Source organism: Corynebacterium sp. CCM 9203 (assembly GCF_041357675.1).
GTDB lineage: Bacteria > Actinomycetota > Actinomycetes > Mycobacteriales > Mycobacteriaceae > Corynebacterium.
This window is the reverse complement of record NZ_JAUERY010000001.1, coordinates 441,739-465,418: the sequence shown is the minus strand read 5'-3', so window position 1 is coordinate 465,418 and position 23,680 is coordinate 441,739. Positions and strand designations below refer to the sequence as shown.

Sequence of the window (23,680 nt, the reverse complement as noted above, 5' to 3'; positions counted from 1 at the left end):
GAAGGAGGACACCGTGAAAGCGGTTCTGACCCGTGTTTCCCACGCCAGCGTCACCGTCGACGAAGAACTTGTCGGTGAAATCAACTGCCCGGAGACGTGCGGAGTCCTGGCACTCGTTGGGGTTGCCCGCGGTGACGGCGCCGATGCCTCACGGACAGAAACGATGATCCGGAAGATAGCTGAGCTCCGGATCCTCCCCGGGGAAGAATCCGTGGAATCCGTTGGGGCACCTGTTCTCATCGTGAGCCAGTTCACTCTGCAGGGAAAGACCGTCAAAGGTCGACGTCCGAGCTGGTCGGACGCTGCTCCCAGTGACGAAGCGGAACCGATCATCAACGCCATCGCAGAAGGCCTTCGTGCCCGCGGAATCCCGGTTGCGGAGGGAAGATTCGGGGCGATGATGCGGGTTTCCTCCGTGAACGAGGGACCCTTCACGGTTCTGGTTGACTGCTGACCCCTAATACTGGGGACTCCACCAGCGCGGACGTAACCACGTATCTGCCCGGGAACTTTCCCGCTGCATCACCCGTTGAACCAATGAGAACCCGATGAAAGCAGGAGGCCAGTATGACGACCACGTCCCCGCAGGACATCGATGTCGAGGAGCCAGACCGCGGATCACGCCGTGGCCAGACCAATGACAATCCGTCAGCCGATCTGGTCCGCGTCTATCTCAACGGCATCGGAAAAACGGCGCTCCTGACCGCCGAGGATGAGGTCCACCTCGCCCAGACCATCGAGATCGGGTTGTACGCTGATCATCTGCTCTCTGATCCAAACACGAAGCTCACCCGTGCGATGAAACGAGATCTCAAGGTCCTTTCAAAGCAGGGTAAGCAAGCACGATCCCACCTGCTTGAAGCCAATCTACGGCTTGTGGTCAGTTTGGCGAAACGCTACACCGGTCGTGGTATGCCCCTACTAGATCTCATCCAGGAGGGTAACCTCGGGCTCATTCGCGCCATGGAGAAGTTCGATTACACCAAGGGCTTCAAGTTCTCCACCTACGCCACCTGGTGGATTCGACAGGCCATCACCCGGGGGATGGCTGATCAATCCCGCACCATTCGACTCCCGGTCCACCTCGTAGAACAGGTGAACAAACTCTCCAGGATCAAAAGGGAGCTCTATCAGAGTCTCGGTCGAGAGGCGACGAACGAAGAGCTCGCGGAGGAAAGCGGCATCGACGAGTCCAAGATTGAGATGCTACTCCGGCAGTCCCGGGATCCGGTGAGCCTGGACATGCCCGTCGGCGCTGACGAGGAAGCACCTTTGGGTGACTTCATCGAAGATTCGGACGCCACCGATGCCGAAGCAGCGGTGGTGGCGTCACTACGGCACTCGGATGTCCGCACGGTTCTCGCCTCCCTCGAGGTGCGGGAGCAGGAGGTCATCCGGCTACGTTACGGCCTCGACGACGGGGTTCCACGGACGCTTGACCAGATCGGTCGGCGCTTTGGACTCTCCAGGGAGCGTGTGCGGCAGATCGAGCGCGAGGTCATGAGTAAACTTCGCGATGGCGAGCGGGCGGATAAACTTCGCGCTTACGCCAACTGATCACTTCTGGTGTCGGCTAAGGCCCTGTACCATCTGATATTCTCGACTCCCCGATCCCGAACAAAACGGTACACTTGATCAGTAACGGATCCCACCCCAGTTTCCATTGAACACCGTTTGAACTGTCTGTTCACATCTTGGAAACGCTTCCCGGTCTCCCCCACAACATTCTCATCTTACCCCGAAATAGGGGGACGGAGTCGCACCGAATGGTTCCCCTGCCCTGCGGGAACAATGTTGGTCGTTAATGCGTTGGTCAAAGTGCGACGGCAGTGAACGGGTATCACCCCAGCACTACCGTCGGGAAACAGAGTTCGATGATGTTGCGGCGAACTTAATTTGTTAAGCGGGCACGTAACAACCCGAGGAAAGGCGTTATCTCCGTGAAGGATCTGGTCGACACCACCGAAATGTATCTCCGTACCATTTACGAGTTGGAGGAGGAAGGCGTCGTACCGTTACGCGCTCGCATCGCGGAGCGACTGGAGCAGTCCGGTCCAACGGTGAGCCAGACGGTTGCCCGTATGGAGCGTGACGGGTTGGTACACGTCGCACCAGACAGAAGTCTGAAGATGACAGACGAGGGGCGTTCCACAGCCATCGCGGTCATGCGCAAGCACCGACTCGCTGAACGCCTGCTGACCGATATGATCGGTCTCGACATCCTCAAGGTGCATGCCGAAGCCTGCCGATGGGAACATGTGATGAGTGTCGAGGTCGAGCGTCGCCTCGTCGAGGTACTCGACAGCTTCCACACTTCCCCCTTCGGCAATCCCATACCCGGACTGGTTGAACTCGGGGTGGAGGACACCGGGGGTATGTCGTTCGGCGAGCGTGCCAGTGACCTCCCTCTCGGGGAAGCCATCCCGTGCCGTATCCTGCAGTACAACGAGATTCTTCAGGTAAATGTGGCCCAATTGAAGGAGCTGACCGAGTCAGGTATGAATATCGGTTCTGAGGTCGAGGCAGTCAACTCCGATGGTGAAGTCACTCTCACCAGAGAGAATCGCAGCGTCACCATCGATCATGAGCTCGGGCATGCCGTCCGATTGGAACGACTGAACTGATCGGAGCGGGAGGGGCACGTGTCGGACGCCTGGTTCCCGGTACAATCCGACACGTTTCACCGACAGCTCTCCAAAATCAGGTCGAATCGTCCACGCCTGTAGGCAGCCATCAGAAGCCCGGTCAGTCGGTGCCCGGAATCCTCGTCATACGCACACCTGAGCGCAGCCCAGACGCGGGCCGTCCTCCCCGCTGCAATCAACGTCACCGCATACACACAGAGCGCGTTACACCGGATAGTTCCCCGAAACATCCGAGCAATCACCAACATCGCGTTCTGGAGAGCCGGAGGATGATGCTCCTCCGAAGCGATTCCAAGAACAAGATCCCGTATCTCAGGGCGGACGAGTAATCCTGCTACAGAAAAGAGCGCTTCCTCATCACGTCCGACATCATCGTCACCAGCAGGTGAAGCCCGCAGTTCACTCAGCCATCTGCCAACCATAACCCTCAATAGCGAACGTGCCTGATCTGTGCCTGATCTGCTCAGTTCTTCCGCGATCTGGGCGCTCCGTTTCTCCGCTTCCATTGTCATCCGTTCGACCCCGATCCCGAAATCTCCGTACACCACGGATGAGAAGAAGCTGAGTGCATCCTCCCGACTCAATTCTGGGAGCATTCCACTCCCCGAGATGAGTTCACGCATAGCGGCACCGGTAGCGATGTCAGGTAGTACACCGTTTGCACGAAGCGTAGGGTTCCCACCCCACTCCGGGGCAGTGTTATCCGCCAGTTTCCGGAACGGTGCTCCCGACATGATCTCAGGTACCCACCAGACAGCCAGTACCTGGATACCATGACCAACAGCTCTCCTGCACAGCATGTGTGCATTCTCAATGCCCGGACGCTCACCTCCGGGTCCTTCTCCCACGAAGAAGGCGAAGGTGACAGTCACACCGATGTCAGCGAGTGACAGTAAGGTGGCTTCTACCGCACCATCATCAGCGAGATCCGCCCGGGTTATCGGACCGACCAGGGATTTTCCGGGCTGATCCGGCTTCGGGAATATCGCGGTCACGACCAGGGAATCAGTCGGGTAGAAACCGAGAAACGCCGGAATGCTCGCGATCAGGTCATCGGGAATCATCAGGGTCTGTGTCATGGATCTACCGTTGTTCTTCCTCTCGTCCACTGATGGCAGATCCCGGAGGCGCTGTCAGTAAACCAGAGGCATCGGTTACCTGTTCACAGGTAACCGCCCATTCCCAGAACGAAGTGGAGGTAATCCGGTGTATCCTTATGGGTCAGTCTCTGTCTCCGGGTATCCCCGGATATCCGTGGCCGTCAGTGGATGGAGAACGTCGCTCGCGGTGGTGCAGGCGAAATCAACCACCATCATTTTGGGTGGAATATTCACCCCCCGGGCTTTGTTGACGGGGATGCGACCTCCACTGGTGAAGTATCCACGATTCTTCACCAGGTCTGGAGAATGAGCACACCGATGCACGAAGGAGGAACGCACATGCAGGACAGCAGTCGTCGCATGTATGAACTGGAGTATCCAGCACCCGAGATGAAACCCCATGACGGCACGACCCTGGTAGTCGCTCTTCAGGGCTACGCAGACGCAGGCCAAGCTGTGGACTCCTCCGCACATCATCTTCTGAGTTCCCTGGAGAACAGCCCCGTGGCCGCGTTCAACAATGACGAGTTGATCGACTATCGCTCACGTCGCCCGGCTGTGCGGATCTCCAATCATGAGGTAGTCGGGATGGACGAGCTCAGACTCGGGTTGTATGCAATGCGGGATTCATCGGGGCATCCGTTTCTGCTGTTGGCAGGACCGGAGCCGGACATGCGTTGGAATGCATTCACCGATGCCGTCATCGATCTCTCTGAACGTTTCAACGTCAGCAGGACACTCTGCCTCTATTCGGCGCCAATGGCGGTGCCGCACACCCGGCCATTGCTGGTGACCGCACACGGAAATTCGGAGGACATCACGCGGCGCCACTTCCGGGTCAACAGCAAGATGACGCTACCTGGTTCAGCATCCCTCCAACTCGAGTACGTCCTCGGGTCGAAGGGGCGATCAGTGGCCGGTTTCACAGCTCATGTCCCGCACTACATCGCGGCCTCAAATTATCCGGAGGCCACACTGAAACTCCTGCGTGCCGTAGAAGCGGCGGGATCACTTTCACTGCCGCTGGGAAGCCTCGAGCAGGATTCCGCGAGGATGATCACCCTGCTCCGGGACCAGGTTGATGATTCCGGAGAGATCGCAGGTATGGTCCAATCCCTGGAGCAGAGCTACGACGAGGAGCTGGAGACATACCGCGAAGATAATCCCGGTGTTCTACTTCCGGGGGAGACCGAAGCCGCAGACGCTGATGCACTAGCCGAGGAATTCGAGAGATATCTGGCGTCTGTCCACGACCCGGACGCTGCATCCGGCGAACATCCGGGGGATTCTCCTGTGGATCCCGGTAGTGACGGACCCCCGGAACAACCGGAGGACGGGTCCCGCTGATGCCGCGCGTGGCGCCACACACGGGCAGACCGTTACGCTGGTGGATGTGACCCTGACCCAGATTCTCCCCGACCTGTCCGATGTTCCTGAGTCCCTGGTTGATGACTGCATCTGGGATTCCTTCATCGGGTGGACCCGAGAGAAAGGCATCACCCCATATCCGGCGCAGGAGGAAGCCGCGCTGGGTGTTCTCGCCGAGAACAACGTCATCCTTGCCACCCCGACTGGATCGGGAAAGTCCCTCGTCGCCACCGCCGCGCACTTCATCGCTCTCGCCCGGGGACAGAGAACGTTCTACACCGCGCCGATCAAGGCATTGGTGAGTGAGAAGTTCTTCGCTCTGTGCGACATCTTCGGTCCCGAGTCCGTCGGAATGATGACGGGGGACGCAACCGTGAACGGCGGCGCACCGATCATCTGTGCGACGGCTGAAATCGTCGCGAATATCGCGCTCCGTGACGGAGCACAGGCTGACATTGATCAGGTGGTGATGGATGAGTTCCACTATTACTCGGAACCCGACCGCGGATGGGCCTGGCAGGTACCACTGCTTGAACTGCCGAATGCACAGTTTCTCCTGATGTCTGCGACGCTCGGCGACACGTCGTGGCTGCAGGAGGACCTCAGCCGACGCACGGGGCGGGACACCGAGCTTGTCTCGGGCAGTGAACGCCCTGTACCGCTGGATTTTTCTTACGTTTATTCACCAGTCCATGAGACCATCGAGACGCTCCTCAAGGAAAACAAGGCACCAGTGTACGTGGTGCACTTCACTCAGCGCGATGCCATCGAGAGAGCACAGGCACTCACCTCGATGTCTATCATCGACAAGGACACCAAGGAGCGGATCGTCACAGAGATCGGTGCCTTCCGGTTCACCACAACCTTCGGAAGGACGCTGTCAAAGCTCCTTCGCCGGGGTATTGGTGTACATCACGCCGGAATGTTGCCTAAGTACCGTCGGTTGGTGGAAAAACTCTCCCAGACCGGACTGCTCAAGGTGATCTGTGGTACCGACACCCTCGGGGTCGGCATCAACGTACCGATCCGCACCGTACTCATGACAGGTCTGTCGAAGTTCGACGGAACAAGCCAGCGGATCATCAAGTCACGGGAATTCCATCAGATCGCCGGACGCGCGGGGCGCGCCGGATACGACTCAGTCGGTCATGTGGTGGTTCAGGCACCGGAGCACGAGGTCGAGAACTACCGGCTCCGCCAGCGCGCCGGAACAGATCCCAAAAAGCTCAAGAAACTCCGAAAGAAGGCGGCTCGTCCCGGTGAAGTTAGCTGGACCGAGAAAACCTACGAACGACTCACTACCGCCGAGCCGGAATCCCTGAGTAGCCAATTCAGGGTATCAACTTCGATGATCCTCAACGTGATCGCCCGCCCCGGTGACGGCTTCGCACACATGCGACATCTCCTCCGCGACAACCATGACACCCGCAGAAAACAGAACAAAGACATCCTCACCGCCATCGAGTTGTTCCGGGGTCTCGTCTCTGCGGGCATTGTCGACCGTATCCCCGGCGGACCGGACTCCACGGGACGTCGATGGCATCTGACTCATGACCTGCAACGGGATTTTGCTCTCAATCAGCCCCTCGCCCCTTTCGCGTTGGCGGCACTCGACCTGCTGGATCCGGACTCAGACACCCATGTCCTTGACGTGATCAGCGTGTTTGAGTCCATTCTCGATGACCCCCGACAACTACTCATCGCCCAACAACGGGCCGCACGTGGCGAGGAGATCGCGGCGTTGAAGTCCGAGGGCGTCGATTACAGCGAGCGGATGTCCATCATCGAGGACATCACTTGGCCCAAACCGCTCGATGAGCTGTTGGAAAAGGGCTACGGTTCTTACGCAGAGGGGCATCCCTGGGTCCGGGAGTTCGAGCTCCGACCCAAATCGGTCGTGCGAGACATGATCGAACACGGAATGACCTTCTCAGATCTCATCGCCACCTACGGCCTCGCTCGTAGCGAGGGGGTGGTGCTCAGGTACCTGACCGACGCTTGGCGAACCCTGCGCCAGTCAGTACCTCCCGAGCACACGACGGAAGAACTTGAGGACATCATTGTCTGGTTAGGTGAGATGATCCGACAGGTCGATTCCTCTCTCGTCGATGAATGGGCACAGATGGCCGATCCGGATTCCCCGGTATCCCGGGAAACCCTGGAGCGCGAGCTGGCCTACGGTGTCGAAGACCCGACAGCGCTCACCGCCAACCGTCGGGCTTTCACGATCATGGTACGCAACGCCATGTTTCGGCTGGTGGAGCTCTTCGCATTCGAGAAAGAGGATCAGCTCATGGAATTTACGGAGTACCTCGACGCCCCTCCGGACTTCGGAGCTGGTATGGACGCGTACTTCGAGGAATACGCGGACATGGACACCGGCCCCGCAGCCCGGGGACCCGAATTCTTCCGGTTGGCCCAGGAGGGCCGACTGTGGAAGGTCCGACAGATACTCAAGGACCCCGAGGGAGACAACGCCTTCGCCTTTGTCGCATCCATTGACCTGGATGCCTCAGATGCCGCCGGCGAGGTCCGCTTCGCAGAGCTTGCTCTGGAGTATAATTAATCATCCGCCTGAATGTGGCGCGTGGTGGACTGGCCGTCGTGATCGAACGTAACGTAGTCAACCTCCCCGCGGATCTCCGAGACGATCGTCGCGAGGTTCTTCCGTCCCTCCGGCAGTAGCCGGACGGTGACCTGTCCATCGACTGCTGCATCGATGATCTCAGCAGCGGCCAAACGAACCCCGACAAGCGCGGCGGGTTCCGCATCCAGGGAATCTCCGGATACCCCCTGGACAGGAGATGCCCCAGATCTCTCATCGAGAAGCATAACCCGTACCCCCCTCAATCTGGCCTCCCAGACGGCCCGGTTCACCTGCGAACGATCAAGCAAGGGCGATCTGATCGCATCCCGGAGCCGTAGTTCTAGAAGATTCGCATCTCTCCGTCTGTCGGCCTCCGGGCGTGAGTCTTCCAGGACAATACGGACGAGATCCCGGACCCACCCGCAGCTCTCTCCGAGGTAGCTCGACCGGGTGGTATGAAGGGAGAGTCCCGCACTCCGTATCCGCGTCGCCTCGACCACGACCGGGAATCCTGCAGTAGCCCGTCGGACGAGCAACGGAACCAACGCCCCGGTGACGGTTGTCGCCGTGAATATGAGAATGCCCGTGTCTGCACCCTGGACCTCGGTACCGGCTAGTGCCAGGAGTCGGACGAGACCAGCGCAGACGAACGTCGTCGCCACAGCAACAACGGCTCGGCATCTGATCGCCAACAGCGGCAGCGAAACCTGTGTTGCGTAGACCCACCATCCGGCAGGCCACGCGTAAGTGGAGGTGGTGCCCGTGAACGCCCCCGCTACGACCATTATTATGACGGATAGAGCAACAATCACGGTGGCCTGCTCCCCCAGTTTCTCGGTGCTTCCGGAGGTCACCGCGAATACCGATGCGATCAGTGCGGCGATCCCGATCGCCCACGGGATGCCATGGGTGCATCTCTCATCAACGAGGGAAATACCGGTGAGTACCGTGATCGCGACCAAGGCAAACCACAGACTGTGGGTGATGTACATGCCGGTCAGTCGATACAGCGGAGGCAGAGCAGTCTCTTTCTGGTCGACGGCGTCCACTGGGACACAGCCTTGAGCATGCCTCCAACTGAGCGTGACCCGAGTACCCGAGCCACGCCTGGAGTGGACGTCAACGGTGCACCCGGGGGTGTCCGCGACACGCCTAATAATGGATACTCGGACACCTGCACGGTTCTCCGGAACGGAAGCAGGATCGAAACCGATACCGTCATCGATGAATTCGACCCGGAACCCGCTGAGTTCACCTTTTATTGTGTCAAAACTAATTATGCAGCGCCGGTCGTCGGTCTGCGCATGACGGATCGAATTCAATGCTGCTTCACCGACCGCACCACAGATGGCCGTGACCGCCCGACCGGGCAGTCCCCCACCTGAGGGGTATGAACTCTCAGTCACGATGATCTTACTGCCTGGAGCAGCTTCCATCACGACCTCACGCACCATCCGGACAGCATCGGCTACGGATATTCCGTTATCCGTCGCCGGAACCTCCGCTGGAGCGAGATGGGACAAGATGAGGTCCTTGTCCGGGGGGAGGCCTCCGGATGCCACCGCGCGCAGGAGTGTGAGAACCGTGTCGTGGACGTGGGCGAGAAATTGGGCTTCAGTCACGCGTAGTTCCCGCGACCGGAGCTCAGACAGGATCTCCCGGTGTGCACGACTGATCCGGGCATCCAGTCGCCGAGCAGCGCTGATCCCCATGGTGCAAGCGACGAAGAACGGCAGGGGCACGATCCAACCGTGTCCCACTGACAAGACCTGGAGGACCGGCGTGCTGACCTGGTTGTTGGCAATTGCTGCAACCGCAGTCATGACGAGTGCGAGCATGAGGCCCCAGGGCAGACCGAGGGCAGCCGCCACCATGATCGCCGGAATCCCGCAGTAGTCCCCCAGGTGCACCGGCTCAAGCCGTGAATAACCCTGAGAGAAAAACAGGGTTACATCAACCGTCAGCATCAGCAGATAGGCACCCCCACCGACCGCCATGGCGAGCCTATAGATGAAAGCCCGCGCAGAGAAACAGGCCACCAATTGGAGGAAGGCACAGCCCACCAGGATCACGTACGCCGCTGCAACGACGGGATCACCACCGATACCCCCACTGCCCATCGTGCTGCGCGACGTATATGAGGCCAACAGATGCAACAGCAGAGAAACACCGGTCACCAGAGCAGTTATTCGCAGTACCGACACCTCTGCATCCCAGTGTCGGGCGAGACTGGCGAGGAATTCCTCGGGAATCCAACTCCCACGGCGTGCGGGAGCGGATACGAAGAGTTCTTCCGGCAGCTCGGGAGAATCACCCTCCGAATGCGACGCTGACGGGGCGGTACTCCGAGGGGTCCACCTAGTACCGCCGGAAGATAAGGGTCGCATGGTTCACGTCAGTGGTCCAAGGGACCACGAATGTAGCCGTCCTGCTGAGCACGGTATAAAAGTTCGACCTTACTGCCCGCACGACGCCCTGCATCCACGTACTTCCGACGTATCCGGTTCAGGTGATCCTGGACCGTCGGGGGCTTGAGACCGATCGCGCGGGCCACGGAATCGGCTGTCATACCGCTGGCGTAGAGAACGAGGATTTCCCGCTGTCGATCAGTGAGGTCAATTGCCTCTGCGAGTGGATCGGATTCGATCAGCGACGCCCAGTCACTGGTGGCATAGGTGTCTCCGGCTGCGGCAGTTCTGATGGCCTCAACGAGCTCCACCGTGTCAACCGACTTCTGCACCATCCCGTTGACGTCGGCCAACAGTGCCCGACGCATATAGAAAGGACTCTCCATAGCAGAAAACACGAGGACCTTGAGTCCGCGTTCACGAAGCCGTACCACGTTCTTGTATGGGTCAGAGGAGTCTCCGAGCCGGAGATCCAGCAGGACAATATCAACAGACGGCGCCTCCGGTTGATCGAGGCACTCCAGGAGGGCATCAACATTCGGAAACCCCCCTATCAGGTTGCACTCCCCCGAGTCCATCAGAACTGTCCGGATTCCGACTAAGGCGACTTCGTGGTCATCAACTGCAGCGACATTGATCAACATAAATGACAGAGTAGTAGTTTTAATACAGAAATACTCCAGTGTTCCCGTCAAAACACCCCCGCACGGGTTCGCCCGATAATCGCATCGCACCGTCATCCAGAGAACACCCTCACCAGACACGGAAAATCCCCGCCTCCACCAGGAAAATCGGGTGAAATCGGGGATCTTCAACTACTGGGCGGCGGAAACCGTGAACCGGGTTCCCTAGCGAGCCGCCTCAATCTGCACAGCCTGGGCAACACCAGAAACGGTCGCGGCAATCTTGACCGCCTCAAATACCTGTTCCTTAGTCAGCCCCTCACCGCGAACGGTCCTGTCATGCGCCATGGTGCAGTCGGGGCAACCATTGATCGTCGAGACAGCGAGCGACCACAGCTCGAAATCAACCTTATCTACCCCGGGCTTGGCGATGATGTTCATACGCAGCCCCATCTTCACCTGTGTGTAATCATCACCAAGGAATTCCTTGGCACGGTAGGCCACATTATTCATCGCCATAATCGACGCGGCACCGAGAGCCGCTCCCACTGCCTCATCGGAAAGATGATTCGATGCTTCCTCGGAGATCTCGGAGAAGACGGTGTCGTTCCGTGTTGCCGCAGCGCAAGCTAGGAACGTACCCCAGAGCTGCTGCTCACTGAGCTCAGTGCTACGAGCCAGACTACTGAGATTGAGTTTGAGATCTTTCGCGTATTCGGGCAGACCGGATTTCAGGTTATCGATCGACATTTACTTCAGTTCCTCCTTCAGGACATCCATCTTGTCGATGGTCTTCGTGGGATCATTCTTCTGCCAGTTACAGGCGCAGACTTCTTCGGACTGCAGAGCATCGAGCACGCGGAGGATCTCATCGACGTTACGACCAACAGCATCCGGAGTTGCCGAGACAAACTGGATGATGCCGTCCGGGTCGACGATGAAAGTGGCGCGGTCCGCCACCCCCTCAGCATTCTCGACCCCGAGGGCACGCATGAGGTCGTGACGAATGTCGGCGAACATAGGGAATGGAACAGTCTTCAGCTCGGGATGCGTAGCACGCCAGTTGAAGTGGGAAAACTCATTGTCACCGGAACCGCCCAGAATCTGAGTGTCCCGATCCTGGAACTCCTCATCAAGTTTGCCAAAAGCCGCGATCTCTGTCGGGCAGACAAACGTAAAGTCCTTCGGATAGAAGAAGACGACCTTCCACTTACCCTCGAAAGACTCATGGGTGATGGTCTCAAAATAGTCTTCCGGCTGGTTGGCCTTCACATCGTGAAGATCACCACCTTTGAGCGCAGTGAGCGAAAACTCCGGGAATTTGTCGCCGATGGTTAGTAGTGCCATGTAAAGCCTCCTGGTGATGGTTCATTTGAAGATAGACGGGTATGTGACACGCCTTTCGTCCGCTCGACGGCCCCATCCTTCGGTACCACGACCGGATACCTTCGAGTATGCCCCTGTCGCACACGGACGTCAAAAGGTTTAACTAAAAATCCTGATATATAGTGATAGGTGTGAGCAATAAAGAGTACCGCCCAACGTTGGCCCAGTTACGCACATTCGTCACCATCGCCGAAAACCGCCACTTCGGCACGGCGGCGGCGAAATTATCCATCTCGCAGCCGAGCTTATCCCAGGCACTCGTCGCGCTCGAGACCGGACTCGGAGTGCAGTTGATCGAGCGTTCCACACGCAAGGTCATCGTCACACCGACAGGCGAGAAGCTACTGCCTTCTGCGAAAGAAACCCTGGACGCGGCCGAAACCTTCCTCGCCATGGCGCGGGGTGCCTGCGGAAGCCTCGCCGGGCCGCTGACACTCGGGATGATTCCCACCGTAGCCCCCTACATTCTCCCGAATCTTCTCCACCACGTCGCATCGGAACTACCTGACCTCCAACCGTGCATCATCGAGGACCAGACGAGACACCTGCTCGAGCAGCTACGGGACGGACAGATCGACTGCGCCGTTGTCGCGCTCCCCGTCACTGCGAGCGGACTCACCGCGACGCCTCTCTACGACGAGGAATTCGCGATCGTCGTCCCGTCCTCATCCCCGATGGCGGGGCGAGCTGACATAACTCTCTCTGAGTTAAAGAAACTCGATCTGCTCCTTCTCGATGACGGTCACTGTCTCCGAGATCAGATCATCAACCTCTGCCGGAATCGTGACCTCTCCCCCACTCCCACCGGCCCCGGCGCCGCTACCACACGAGCAGCAAGTCTGTCGACGGTGATGCAGTGCGTCGCCGGGGGACTCGGAAGCACACTTGTCCCAGTTAGCTCAGTTCCCTTCGAATGCAACCGCCCAGGCCTGTCGGTCGCCCGCTTCGGACCAGGGGTGGACGCCCACCGAACAATCGGTCTCGCTTACCGTTCCTCTTCCGCCAGACGAGACGAGTTCCATCAGCTCGGAGATATAGTCCGCTCGGCATACCGGGAAACCATCTCGGAATCTCCCTTCCCTTCTATGGTCCCTTCTGCGCTCTGAATTACGGACTCCAAAAGCGTCGACAGTCGCGCATTCGTAACCAACCACACTCCCACCGCATGCCCCGGTTAAGATGAACGGCTAGTGATGACAACGACTGATTCCAACTCCCACGCCACCCCTCCATCAAAAAAGGAGCTCCTCAGGCGCCTCGATGAGGTGACGATAGCCGACGAGCGTACGTTCCGCCGACGCCTTCATAAGGCCCGTTCCGTCAAAGCCCTCCTGGCCATCGCACGAGACATCGATACGGCACGCATCAGACTAGCGACCCGACGGGCCGTGATCCCGAAGATCACCTACCCCGAGCAACTACCCGTCACCGCACGCCGCGATGACATCGCCGCCGCGATCCGCGACAACCAGGTGGTGATCATCGCTGGCGAGACGGGTTCGGGAAAAACTACCCAGATCCCGAAAATCTGTCTGGATCTCGGGCGCGGCCGTCGCGGACTTATCGGACACACCCAACCACGTCGCTTGGCCGCACGAACCGTCGCCGAACGCATCGCCGACGAACTCGGTCAAACAGTAGGCGAGGCGATCGGCTATGCGATCCGTTTCGATGACAGAGTCTCAGCATCCACGTCAGTGAAACTCATGACCGACGGTATTCTCCTGGCGGAGATGCAACGCGATCGGTACCTCAACGCCTACGACACCATCATCATCGACGAGGCTCATGAGCGGAGCCTCAACATCGACTTCTTGATGGGATATCTCAAACAGCTTCTTCCCAAACGACCGGATCTCAAGATTATAGTGACCTCGGCGACCATCGCTCCAGAGGCCTTCGCCAAGCATTTCTGCGATGCCAAGGGCAATCCCGCCCCGATCATCGAGGTCTCCGGAAGGACGTTCCCCGTTGAGATCCGCTACCGCCCCCTTGAGTTCGAAGTCGAGGGGAAAGTCATCGATCAGGATCCCCTGGACGGTCTGGTGGAAGCCCTCGAAGAACTCATGGCCATCGGCCCAGGGGACATTCTCTGTTTCTTCGCTGGCGAAAGCGACATCCGCGATGCGATGGAAACTATCGAGGGACGGCGCTGGCGGGGGGTCGAGGTAACGCCTTTGTTCGGGCGCCTTTCCAACGCGGAGCAGCACCGAGCGTTCTCCAGCCATCGAGGTCGGCGTATCGTCCTCGCCACCAACATCGCAGAGACCTCCCTCACGGTACCGGGAATCCACTACGTGGTGGACACCGGGCTCGCCCGTATCTCCAGGTATTCAGCCCGCACCAAGGTCCAACGTCTCCCGATCGAACCCATCTCGCAAGCGTCGGCGAAACAACGTTCCGGGCGCTGCGGCCGCATCGCGGATGGCGTCGCCATCCGGTTGTACTCCGAGGAAGATTTCACATCACGCCCGGAATTCACCGACCCAGAGATTCTCCGGACAAATCTAGCCAGCGTCATCCTCCAAATGGCGGCACTCAGACTCGGAGACATCACTGAGTTCCCGTTTATCCAACCACCGGACAATCGGGCTGTTCGTGATGGTCTGCTTCTCCTACACGAACTTGGCGCACTCGCCGATGGCGAGGACAACGGTGCTCCGCAACTCACTCCGGTGGGTCGGCAGCTCGCACGTATCCCCGTCGATCCAAGAATGGCCCGTATGCTCGTCGAGGCAGAACGGCTCGGATGTCTCCACAACGTCCTCGTCATCGTCGCAGCCATGACCATCCAGGATGTCCGGGAACGTCCACTCGATCACCAGGCTCAGGCTGATCAGGCACACGCAAGGTTCAAGGATACCGGATCAGATTTTCTCGGTTATCTCAAACTGTGGGATTATCTCCATGAAACCCGCAACGAATTGACGGGGAACGCCTTCCGTAAACGGATGAAGAGCGAGTTCCTCCACTATGTCCGCATCCGGGAATGGTTTGATCTGGTCCGCCAACTCCGGACTATCTCAACACAATTCGGGTGGATCGCAAACACGGATGTCGCCACGAAGACGGATACCGAATCCATCCACACCGCACTTCTTTCAGGTCTCCTCTCCCACATCGGGATGCGGATCGGTGATTCCCGCGAGTTCCAGGGGGCACGAGGTACCAAATTCATGATCTTCCCAGGGTCTGCTCTGGCAAAGAAACCACCTCAGTTCGTCATGGCAGCAGAACTGGTCGAGACCTCAAGGTTGTGGGCCCGCGACGCTGCCCGCATCGAACCCGAGATGGTGGAACGCACAGCACCGCATCTGCTCAGGCACTCGTATTCCGAGCCCTTTTGGTCAGCGAAGCGGACCGCAGCGATGGTGCACCAGAAATCAACTCTCTACGGCGTGACGATCATCGCCGACCGTACAGTTACCTATCACCGGGTTGATCCGGGTGCAGCGAGAGACATGTTCATCCGGCATGCACTCATCGAAGGCGATTGGACGACGCACCACCGGTTCTTCCACGACAATCGTGCGATGCTCGACGACGCAGTGGAACTCGAGGATAAAGCGAGGCGCCGCGACATCGTAGTCGACGAAGACACGCTCTTCGGCTTCTATGATGCACGTATCCCGGACACCGTGACCACTGGGAGAACCTTTGACTCATGGTGGAAGAAGAAGCAGCGGGAAACCCCTGATTTCCTCGATTTCGACCCCGATGCTCTCATCAACGAAGAAGCTCACGATGTCAGTGAAGAAGCATTCCCGGATTTCTGGAGGCAGGGGAATATCAACTACGCCCTCACCTACCATTTCGAACCCGGCGCCTCGGATGACGGTGTCACCGTCCGTATTCCGGTACCGCTACTCGCCGGCGTCTCCGATGACGGCTTCGATTGGCTTGTTCCCGGTGTCCGACGCGAGCTCGTGACCGAACTCATCAGAACGCTCCCGAAAGCACTGCGCCGGACGGTTGTACCTGCCCCGGATTTCGCCGAACGCGCGATACCTCTTCTCGAGCCGTACAAAGGGAGTATCTACACGCAACTCGCGAATGCTCTCAGACAACTCGGAGGAACCGGTATCAATGACACCGATTTCCGTCCCCAGAAACTCCCAGAACATCTTCGTATCAGTTACGCTGCTGTCGACAAACGCGGAGACGTCATCGACAGAGATCGGGATCTCAAATCCCTCAAGCATCGTAACGCTGAACAGATCACCGCGTCCGTCAACCGAGTCAGTGAGGACATCCAGCGCGCTATCTCCAAGAGCTGGGACGAAGTCAGCATCGGAGAAGTCGCATCGGAGATCCAGACCAGAGTCGACGGCCAGGAGGTGACCGCATACCCGGCACTCGTCGCGGTCCCCGACGGGGTTGCGGTGCGTGTGATGCCGACGAGACAAGCAGCGGATTCCTCCATGCTTACCGCCACCCTCACTTTGCTAATGCGAGAGATCCGGGTCCCGACAAAACAGATGCTCAAGGGACTACCCCTCAGACAAAGAGTCGCGGTGGAGAACTATCCTCATGGAGGCGCCGACGGACTCATCAACGACGCCCGAATCGCGGCAATCAGGGACACTCTGATTGCCGCGGGGGGCCCAGTCCGTACCCCCTCAGCGTTCCGAGATCTCGTCGCCCGGATTGCACCCGAGATACCGCGTACGGTCCGTGAGATTGTTACAAGTCTGGCACCTGGTCTAGTTGATTATCACCGGGTCAAGGATGAATTGTCCGAATGGTCCGGTGACGCAATAGATGACATGCGTGCTCAGCTCGACTTCCTGCTCCCTCAGAATGCGGTTTCCATACATGGCATCCGTCATTTGCGGCACCTACCGCGTTATCTTCAGGCAATGGCGATCCGACTCGACGCCATGGGACACGACCCCGATCGGGATGCGGATAATCAGGATACCGTGGAGTCGGCAGTCGATTATCTCGAAGCGAAATTGAAGAAGCTCCCCCCAGGCCGAGCCAGAGCATCTGAGGCGAAAGAAGTCCGGTGGATGATCCAGGAACTCCGGGTGAGCTTGTTCGCACAGCGCCTGGGCACTCCGCACCCGATCAGTTTCCGACGTATCCAGAAAGCGGTTGATGCACTACGGTGATGAAACGTCCCATCGCCCCGGTCGATGTCAATGTTCTCGTGATCGGCGGCGCATCAACCTGATCTCTGATTCGAAATCTCCGGCAGACTCGAACGACTTGTAGACCGATGCAAACCGAAGATAAGCAACCTCATCCAGTTCCCGCAACGGTTTGAGGATAGCCAGTCCAATGGTGTTCGCAGGAACCTGTGAGCTGCCGTGCTGACGAACTGTCTCCTCAACCTGTTGGGCGAGACGTTTTAACGCGTCATCCGAAACGTCCCGTCCCTGACATGCGCGGCGAACACCTGTGATGACTTTCTCCCGGCTAAACGGCTCAGACACTCCATTCCGTTTTACAACCATCAAAACGGCCTTTTCGACGGTGGTGAAGCGCCCATGACAGTTACTACATTCCCGTCGGCGCCTCACTGCAGATCCTCCATCGATTGTGCGCGAGTCGATCACTCGGGAAGTGGACTGGTGGCAGAAGGGGCAGTGCACAGTGTCATCCTCATCAAACTCGGGGCTCCGGACCAGACCGGTGTTCTCCAGTCTAATGCCCGCACCGATGACCGGCGATCCGCCATCGAACCTCAACGCCCCGAAATGACGGTTGTCGTCGAGTGCGGCACTTGGACCGATGGCTCACCGCCATCAGGCACCGCGATGAGCAGACCGAAAAACAACGCACCACCGACGAGTGCTCCAGCAGCGTAAGTGCGAAGAGCGGCACCCCGTTCAACATCACGCCCCACGGCCCAGCCGCTGCCTGGTTCCACCCCCTCGTCATCCAACTCTCCCATTGGCCAGGATGTTCTAAAATCAGATCGATTTTTTCGAACACTGTAGCCAGACGAGGACCCCAACGAACGGCAACCCCCACTCCAGACCGAGACGGGAGCAGCAGAAGTACTGTGCGACGGAAAAGCATATTTACCTGCATGAATCATGTCATTCTTCACCTTCATTTTTAAACCTCCAGCACTGAAAACAACTGATTTTCGACATTGGAGCAATCGAACACCGACGTCGCCCACATGTTCTATGTCGACCCTATGTTCGATTTATAACATCTCGCCGTAACGTTGTCCAGAGCTTGAAGATGATTTTCGAACACCCGTGTTACAATCGTTCGAAATTATGTAGTGTGGGGTGCAGCATCCACGCTGCGATACCGAACAGTTCAACCATTCCCAGAGCCCCGGAAATGACCCGCCTTTCCGGCTGGTGCAACACGGGTGATCTCGGGGATCTTCCAGAGGTCGAAGCCCAAAGATCCCACACCCGATGGTCTGCCCAGCCACCACGGTGCGGAAAATCCATCCCGACAGAACAGACCAGGAGTCCCGATGCCCACAGTCAACAAACCAGATCCGTCCCAGCTCTCCCCCCGTCAGCGCCGGATCCTCGAAGTCATCCGGGATGCTGTGGTGCTCCGGGGATATCCACCGAGCATCAGGGAGATCGGTGACGCGGCTGGGCTGCAGTCCACGTCATCGGTGGCCTATCAGTTGAAAGAACTGGAGAAGAAGGGCTTTCTCCGGCGCGACCCCAACAAACCACGCGCCGTCGACGTGCGTCACATGCCTGGCCCGACGAAGCAACGGCGGAAGAAGATCGGGCATCCGGACAACGGCGAACAGGCGCAAACGAGTATGATTCCGGCACTGGGGGCTATCGCCGCAGGCAGTCCGATCCTCGCGGAACAGAATATCCAGGAGTACTACCCGCTCCCCACCGAATTCGTGGGTGGAGGCGAGCTCTTCATGCTTGAAGTAGTGGGTGAGTCCATGCGTGACGCGGCGATTCTTGATGGGGACTGGGTGATTATTCGCAGGCAACCCGTGGCGGAACAAGGCGAGATCGTCGCAGCAATGATTGACGGGGAGGCAACCGTCAAGGAGTTCCACCGCGACGCTTCCGGAGTCTGGCTACTCCCCCGAAACGACGCCTTTTCTCCGATCAACGGTGACGACGCGGAGATCATGGGTAAAGTGGTCTCCGTTATCCGCAAGCTCTGACCCGGAGAGCACTGTAAGACGCTGCATTCGATGCTCCCCCTCTCCCGACCGCTACACACGATCGGGGGGTTAGTGTCTGTTTCTCCGATCAGTAGCCTGCGTTCACAGGATTGACGCTTAAATCCCATAAATATGCCGTGAAATGCAACTACCTTGAGCATTCAGGTCGCCCTCTCGTCACGATGACACCTTCGAAGCCTGTGGATTTGTGGTTTTGATCTCCCGATAGCGCCCCTTTCCGTCCGGTTGTTTCGGTTTTATGGGACACTGGGGCAGTTAGGTAAACAAGCAGGCCGAAACACCGGCAGCAGACCATCACCCTCAGCGTCGTATCCGGGAAATCCAACAACCAGATGCATATTCACTCATCTGATGTTTCTGAAACCGGACTATCTCCCGATCGCGACTGGTTTCTGCCGTGCACCAAGGAGGATCCATGTACGCAGAAGAACGCCGTAGGCAGATCGCTTCGCTGACCGCGGTAGAAGGTCGTGTCAATGTCACGGAACTCGCGGACCGCTTCGACGTGACCGCAGAAACCATTCGCCGTGATCTTGCCGTACTCGATAACGAGGGAACCGTTCACAGGGTGCACGGCGGTGCGGTCGCAAGTCAGAATTTTCAGACGGCCGAACTGGCCGTCGATGTTCGAGCGAAGAGTGCTTCCTCGGCGAAATCCGCTATCGCCCGAGCCGCACTCGACTACCTTCCTGAACCCCAGGGGGGAATGTTCCTCGACGCAGGTACGACGCTGGCAGCTCTCGCCGATCTCATTTCCGGGCATCCCATGGCACCGCGCTGGTCGATCGTCACAAACTGCTTGCCCATTGCGTTGAAAATGGCCTCGGCGGGGCTCGACGAGGTCCAGTTACTCGGCGGTTCCGTTCGCTCAATCACTCAGGCGGTGGTCGGAGACACCGCGCTACGGACCCTCGCACTCATGAGAGCAGACGTAGCATTCATCGGGACAAACGCCCTCACCCTGGATCACGGCCTGTCCACGGCGGATAGTCAAGAAGCAGCGGTCAAGCGGTCAATGATCATCAACGCCCGAAAGGTTGTCGTTCTCTGCGACGCTACAAAAATGGGCTGCGACTACATGGTCAGCTTCGCCAGCACAGATGACATCGATGTCGTGATCACGGATTCAGCCGCCCCTCGTTCCTTCGTCGATGCCCTCCGCGACCGGAACATAGAGGTCGTGATCGCGGAATGATCTTGACGGTTACCCCAACCCCTGTACTCGAACGCTCGGGTAGCGTCGACAGCCCCATCACGGGTGGAGATCTGCTGAGCCTTCAGAGGGTGGACACCTATCCCGGCGGCTCAGGGGTGACCATTGCACATACCGCGTACCTCGCCGGTTCACCCGTCCACGCTATTTTTCCCGCTCCCGAGATCAGCCACTATCTTCGGATGATCAGTTTACTCGGGCTACCGCATGACTTTGTTCCAGTCGCGGGGCCTATCCAGACGAGATTCACAGTGAGGGATTCCAGTGGCCAAAGCACGCAGTTCCTCGATCCGGCAATGCCCTTAGACGCAATTCAACTCGCGGGCCTCCGAGACCTCACAGTTAGCCGTGCCGAAAAGGCGGACTGGGTTGTGCTGGCTGGTCCGCTTCCAGATGTCGCGCCGAACGGATGGTACGTAGACGTTATCCGCGCGCTCTCCCTGTACCATCCCGGCGTCCGGACCTCTGTCGCTACCTCCGGAAATCCACTTCGCGCAATCATCCGGCAACTATCCGCGATAACGCCCACCCTACTCTCACTCAATCCTGAAGACATCTCGAATCTACTTCCCGGACCAACATCAACCGATATCACCTCGCTACTCCAGAGCGGGGAGATTTCACATGTCATCGACGCAGTCAAACCCTTGCTTGATTCCGGGGTCTCCGAGGTACTGATCAGTTTCCCTCCAGACAGGGCGGTTTCGGTGAGTTCCACTTCAGGTTGGCTCGCAAGCGTGCCAACAGCAGTAGCCAGGCAGTGCTCCCACTTCCGCGAGAAGTTAGTCGCCGGCTATCTCATGGCGGAAACCACTGGTGCAGAGCCTGATCAATGCCTCTCCGTCGGATTAGCCTACGCTGTGGCAGTTGGTACAGACCCGGATTGTGGTCTCCCAACACCAGATATCGTCCGAACCAGAGACGTCACCTGCACTCCACTGGACATCTAAGTCCCCCCACCTGTTGCCATTCATTCTGTCTCCCCAGGAAAGCGCAAGAAGGGTCATCCCACTACCGGAAAGGTAGTGGGATGACCCTTCTCAGTGAAAAGAATCCGCGCCTACACCTCTGGTGCAGGAATGATGTCTCGTACAGCCTCACGCGCGGCAGTTGCCCCCTCCGCAGCAAGTGCAGCCTCAGCGGCACGGACACACGTCGCCAAATCAACCTCAGCGAGTTGCGCACCGACACCTGCAAGAGCAGTCGACGCAGCGGACAAAGAGTTGACACCGAGGCCCGTCAGGACGCAGGCGAGCATGGGGTCCGCAGCAGCTTCACCACAGACACCAACCGGTGTACCTGTCTTCTTCCCCTCATCACAGGTCATCTTGATCAGACGGAGTACAGCGGGTTGCCATGGGTCAGTGAGGTAGGCAAGTTGCGGTGACATCCGGTCAGCGGCCATCGCGTACTGGGTGAGATCGTTCGTACCAATGGACACAAAATCCAGGTGCGGCATGATCTTATCGGCCATCAGAGCTGCAGCGGGCACCTCAATCATCGCGCCAGCGGTAAGGCCACGCTCGGCACACAGACCCGCGAACCATTTCGCTTCCTTCGCAGTGGCAACCATCGGAGCCATCACCCAGGTCGGGGAACCTTCGCCTCGTCCGAGTTTGTCCGCCGCCAACGCGATAGCGTCGAGCTGGCGGATCAGCAACCCCTCGTTTGCCCGAGCGATCCGTAGACCACGAACACCTAGCGCCGGATTCATTTCATCAGCGAGTGTGGCGAAGGCGACAGGCTTATCCGATCCAGCATCAAGTGAACGAACGACAACCTTCGACTCGGGGAAGGCCTCGAGAACCTTAGTGTAGACAGCAGCTTGTTCCTCCACTGACGGCTCCGAGGTTGCGGAAAGGAAACACATCTCGGTACGGAAGAGGCCAATACCCTCGGCTTCGGTCTTGGCGGCCGTAGCGGCAGCCTTACCGTCCTGGACGTTAGCCAAGAGCTGTACCCGGTGCCCGTCACTGGTCTTCGCCGGGCCACGCCACAGCGCGACCTTCTCTGCGAGTGCCTTGGACTCAGCAACCTTGCGCTTCGCCGAATCAGGTTCAACCCCAACCGCAATGGTTCCCTCAACGCCGTCAACTAGCACCATTTCTCCCGCCCCGATCTTGTTCAGATCCGTTCCGACAGCAACGATACAAGGGACATTCAGCTGACGGGCGATGATCGCGGTATGGCTGGTGGGACCACCGAGTTCGGTGACGAGAGCTGTGAACATCGTTGTATCGAGCGCTGCGGTATCAGCAGGTGACAGATCATCAGCAAAGAGCACAACCTCCCCGTCAACCTCGGGCAGACCAGGCTCATCCTCACCTCGGATTTGTGCGATGGTCCTGTCCCTGATGTCCCGCAGATCAGTGACGCGCTCCGCCATGATTCCCCCCGCCGCCTCGAACATCGAAATGAACTTGGTCGTCGCGGCGACAACGGCATAGTCAGCCGGATGCCCGGCAGCCGTGTTCTTCTTCACGGCCTTACGCCATCCACGGTCGCGAACCAAGCCGGCAGTCGCGCTGAGGACTTCGCTGGCAGCTCCAACAGCGCGTTCGCCGCGATCAGCGAGACGGTCCGCAACTGCATCCGCTGCCGCAACGAAACGCTCATATTCGGCGTCACGCTGATCTTCGCTGACCTGGGCGCCCGCCTGCGGAAGCTTCGGGCGCGGCTTGATCCACACAGCCTTGGCGAACCGGATCCCCGGTACGACCGCCGTACCGTGCAGGACAAAGTCCTTCGTGTCTTCTGTCACATTTTCCATATTCTATCCCCTGTCCTCACTTTTACGTCAGTGCTTTCGAAGATACCACCCGGCACACAACAACGCTGTGAGTTCCCACATTTTCACAAATGCGAACGGGACAAATCGGGCAGAATACGACACCGGGAACGAAGGAAACACCACCGTATCCGTACTAATTTCGGGATTCCTGCCCGCATACCCCCGATATCACCAGAAGTGGAGCCGCGACGTCCTCGTCCACGGTGAGGACATCATGGATAGAACAGCCCGAACCCGTTAAAACAGTTACCCGGACCCCCTGCTACGGTTATTCCAACTTCAACAGAACGCTCCGAAATTCCCGGTCCGCACGGTACATCCCCGTTTATCACAACGGTCATGACTGAATCCCGTGAGTATCCGTTGAACAACCTGCTGCCGCATGATGACGCTTCGTCCTAACTGTCGGCCGCTTCGCGCG

At 58.4% G+C, this 23,680-nt stretch carries 18 protein-coding genes; 10 read left to right on the top strand and 8 right to left on the bottom strand.

Annotation, left to right across the window (positions count from 1 at the left end):
• The first annotated feature begins 13 nt into the window (after positions 1-13).
• The 3 genes from dtd (at position 14) to QWU44_RS01975 (ending at position 2,624) form a co-directional block, all read left to right on the top strand.
• Positions 14-454 (top strand): D-aminoacyl-tRNA deacylase, encoded by a 441-nt coding sequence (dtd, locus tag QWU44_RS01985; protein ID WP_370914027.1) that lies wholly within the window; start codon positions 14-16, stop codon positions 452-454.
• A gap of 113 nt (positions 455-567) precedes the next feature.
• The gene (locus QWU44_RS01980) at positions 568-1,557 is read left to right on the top strand and encodes a sigma-70 family RNA polymerase sigma factor (protein ID WP_370914026.1); all 990 of its coding nucleotides are present in this window, start codon (positions 568-570) and stop codon (positions 1,555-1,557) included.
• Positions 1,558-1,940: 383 nt separating this feature from the next.
• Positions 1,941-2,624, top strand: a complete 684-nt coding sequence (locus QWU44_RS01975; RefSeq protein ID WP_370914025.1) for an iron dependent repressor, metal binding and dimerization domain protein — start codon at positions 1,941-1,943, stop codon at positions 2,622-2,624.
• Between the two features lie 56 nt (positions 2,625-2,680).
• Here the strand turns inward: QWU44_RS01975 and QWU44_RS01970 are convergent, their stop codons facing one another.
• Entirely contained in the window at positions 2,681-3,724 is a 1,044-nt protein-coding gene (locus tag QWU44_RS01970) for a DUF4192 domain-containing protein (protein ID WP_370914024.1), read from the bottom strand.
• A gap of 360 nt (positions 3,725-4,084) precedes the next feature.
• Here QWU44_RS01970 and QWU44_RS01965 point away from each other — a divergent pair, with 360 nt between their 5' ends.
• The gene (locus QWU44_RS01965; RefSeq protein WP_370914023.1) at positions 4,085-5,092 is read left to right on the top strand and encodes a PAC2 family protein; all 1,008 of its coding nucleotides are present in this window, start codon (positions 4,085-4,087) and stop codon (positions 5,090-5,092) included.
• A 46-nt stretch (positions 5,093-5,138) separates the two neighbouring features.
• Positions 5,139-7,679, top strand: a complete 2,541-nt coding sequence (locus QWU44_RS01960; RefSeq protein WP_370914295.1) for a DEAD/DEAH box helicase — start codon at positions 5,139-5,141, stop codon at positions 7,677-7,679.
• Here QWU44_RS01960 and QWU44_RS01955 read toward each other — a convergent pair.
• The 4 genes from QWU44_RS01955 to QWU44_RS01940 all read right to left on the bottom strand — a co-directional run bounded on the left by QWU44_RS01955 (position 7,676) and on the right by QWU44_RS01940 (position 12,078).
• Positions 7,676-10,087: an ATP-binding protein gene (locus tag QWU44_RS01955; RefSeq protein WP_370914022.1), complete on the bottom strand. Its 2,412-nt coding sequence runs from the start codon at positions 10,085-10,087 to the stop codon at positions 7,676-7,678. The two genes, QWU44_RS01960 and QWU44_RS01955, sit on opposite strands and share 4 nt — an antisense overlap.
• 8 nt (positions 10,088-10,095) lie before the next feature.
• Positions 10,096-10,752: a response regulator gene (locus QWU44_RS01950; protein ID WP_370914021.1), complete on the bottom strand. Its 657-nt coding sequence runs from the start codon at positions 10,750-10,752 to the stop codon at positions 10,096-10,098.
• A gap of 204 nt (positions 10,753-10,956) precedes the next feature.
• Positions 10,957-11,481: a carboxymuconolactone decarboxylase family protein gene (locus tag QWU44_RS01945; protein WP_370914020.1), complete on the bottom strand. Its 525-nt coding sequence runs from the start codon at positions 11,479-11,481 to the stop codon at positions 10,957-10,959.
• Positions 11,482-12,078: a peroxiredoxin gene (locus QWU44_RS01940; RefSeq protein WP_370914019.1), complete on the bottom strand. Its 597-nt coding sequence runs from the start codon at positions 12,076-12,078 to the stop codon at positions 11,482-11,484.
• 170 nt (positions 12,079-12,248) lie between these two features.
• Here QWU44_RS01940 and QWU44_RS01935 point away from each other — a divergent pair, with 170 nt between their 5' ends.
• Positions 12,249-13,223 (top strand): hydrogen peroxide-inducible genes activator, encoded by a 975-nt coding sequence (locus QWU44_RS01935; RefSeq protein ID WP_370914018.1) that lies wholly within the window; start codon positions 12,249-12,251, stop codon positions 13,221-13,223.
• Between the two features lie 87 nt (positions 13,224-13,310).
• A complete protein-coding gene (gene hrpA / locus QWU44_RS01930; protein WP_370914017.1) occupies positions 13,311-17,231 on the top strand; it encodes an ATP-dependent RNA helicase HrpA in 3,921 nt (1,306 codons plus the stop codon).
• 27 nt (positions 17,232-17,258) lie between these two features.
• Here the strand turns inward: hrpA and nrdR are convergent, their stop codons facing one another.
• Both nrdR and QWU44_RS01920 read right to left on the bottom strand, forming a co-directional pair.
• On the bottom strand, positions 17,259-17,714 hold the full coding sequence (nrdR, locus tag QWU44_RS01925) for a transcriptional regulator NrdR (RefSeq protein WP_370914016.1): 456 nt from the start codon (positions 17,712-17,714) through the stop codon (positions 17,259-17,261).
• Between the two features lie 92 nt (positions 17,715-17,806).
• On the bottom strand, positions 17,807-18,016 hold the full coding sequence (locus QWU44_RS01920) for a hypothetical protein (RefSeq protein ID WP_370914015.1): 210 nt from the start codon (positions 18,014-18,016) through the stop codon (positions 17,807-17,809).
• Positions 18,017-18,562: 546 nt separating this feature from the next.
• Between QWU44_RS01920 and lexA the strand changes: the two genes are divergently transcribed.
• The 3 genes from lexA to QWU44_RS01905 all read left to right on the top strand — a co-directional run bounded on the left by lexA (position 18,563) and on the right by QWU44_RS01905 (position 21,418).
• Positions 18,563-19,234: a transcriptional repressor LexA gene (lexA, locus tag QWU44_RS01915; protein WP_370914014.1), complete on the top strand. Its 672-nt coding sequence runs from the start codon at positions 18,563-18,565 to the stop codon at positions 19,232-19,234.
• Between the two features lie 436 nt (positions 19,235-19,670).
• Complete coding sequence (locus tag QWU44_RS01910) at positions 19,671-20,450, top strand: DeoR/GlpR family DNA-binding transcription regulator (protein WP_370914013.1); 780 nt, start codon at positions 19,671-19,673, stop codon at positions 20,448-20,450.
• The gene (locus QWU44_RS01905; protein ID WP_370914012.1) at positions 20,447-21,418 is read left to right on the top strand and encodes a 1-phosphofructokinase family hexose kinase; all 972 of its coding nucleotides are present in this window, start codon (positions 20,447-20,449) and stop codon (positions 21,416-21,418) included. The genes QWU44_RS01910 and QWU44_RS01905 overlap by 4 nt, the downstream gene beginning before the upstream one ends.
• Positions 21,419-21,528: 110 nt before the next feature.
• On the opposite strand, the gene ptsP is transcribed toward QWU44_RS01905, so the two are convergent.
• Positions 21,529-23,238, bottom strand: a complete 1,710-nt coding sequence (gene ptsP / locus QWU44_RS01900; RefSeq protein WP_370914011.1) for a phosphoenolpyruvate--protein phosphotransferase — start codon at positions 23,236-23,238, stop codon at positions 21,529-21,531.
• Positions 23,239-23,680 lie beyond the last annotated feature (442 nt).

Excerpts from the sequence above, each read along its gene's own strand:
- QWU44_RS01980 (WP_370914026.1), top strand. The coding sequence starts at position 568 with ATGACGACCACGTCCCCGCAGGACATCGATGTCGAGGAGCCAGACCGC.
- QWU44_RS01970 (WP_370914024.1), bottom strand. The coding sequence starts at position 3,724 with ATGACACAGACCCTGATGATTCCCGATGACCTGATCGCGAGCATTCCG.
- QWU44_RS01965 (WP_370914023.1), top strand. The coding sequence starts at position 4,085 with ATGCAGGACAGCAGTCGTCGCATGTATGAACTGGAGTATCCAGCACCC.
- QWU44_RS01955 (WP_370914022.1), bottom strand. The coding sequence starts at position 10,087 with ATGCGACCCTTATCTTCCGGCGGTACTAGGTGGACCCCTCGGAGTACC.
- QWU44_RS01950 (WP_370914021.1), bottom strand. The coding sequence starts at position 10,752 with ATGTTGATCAATGTCGCTGCAGTTGATGACCACGAAGTCGCCTTAGTC.
- QWU44_RS01945 (WP_370914020.1), bottom strand. The coding sequence starts at position 11,481 with ATGTCGATCGATAACCTGAAATCCGGTCTGCCCGAATACGCGAAAGAT.
- QWU44_RS01940 (WP_370914019.1), bottom strand. The coding sequence starts at position 12,078 with ATGGCACTACTAACCATCGGCGACAAATTCCCGGAGTTTTCGCTCACT.
- hrpA (WP_370914017.1), top strand. The coding sequence starts at position 13,311 with ATGACAACGACTGATTCCAACTCCCACGCCACCCCTCCATCAAAAAAG.
- QWU44_RS01920 (WP_370914015.1), bottom strand. The coding sequence starts at position 18,016 with ATGGGAGAGTTGGATGACGAGGGGGTGGAACCAGGCAGCGGCTGGGCC.
- lexA (WP_370914014.1), top strand. The coding sequence starts at position 18,563 with ATGCCCACAGTCAACAAACCAGATCCGTCCCAGCTCTCCCCCCGTCAG.
- QWU44_RS01910 (WP_370914013.1), top strand. The coding sequence starts at position 19,671 with ATGTACGCAGAAGAACGCCGTAGGCAGATCGCTTCGCTGACCGCGGTA.
- QWU44_RS01905 (WP_370914012.1), top strand. The coding sequence starts at position 20,447 with ATGATCTTGACGGTTACCCCAACCCCTGTACTCGAACGCTCGGGTAGC.
- ptsP (WP_370914011.1), bottom strand. The coding sequence starts at position 23,238 with ATGGAAAATGTGACAGAAGACACGAAGGACTTTGTCCTGCACGGTACG.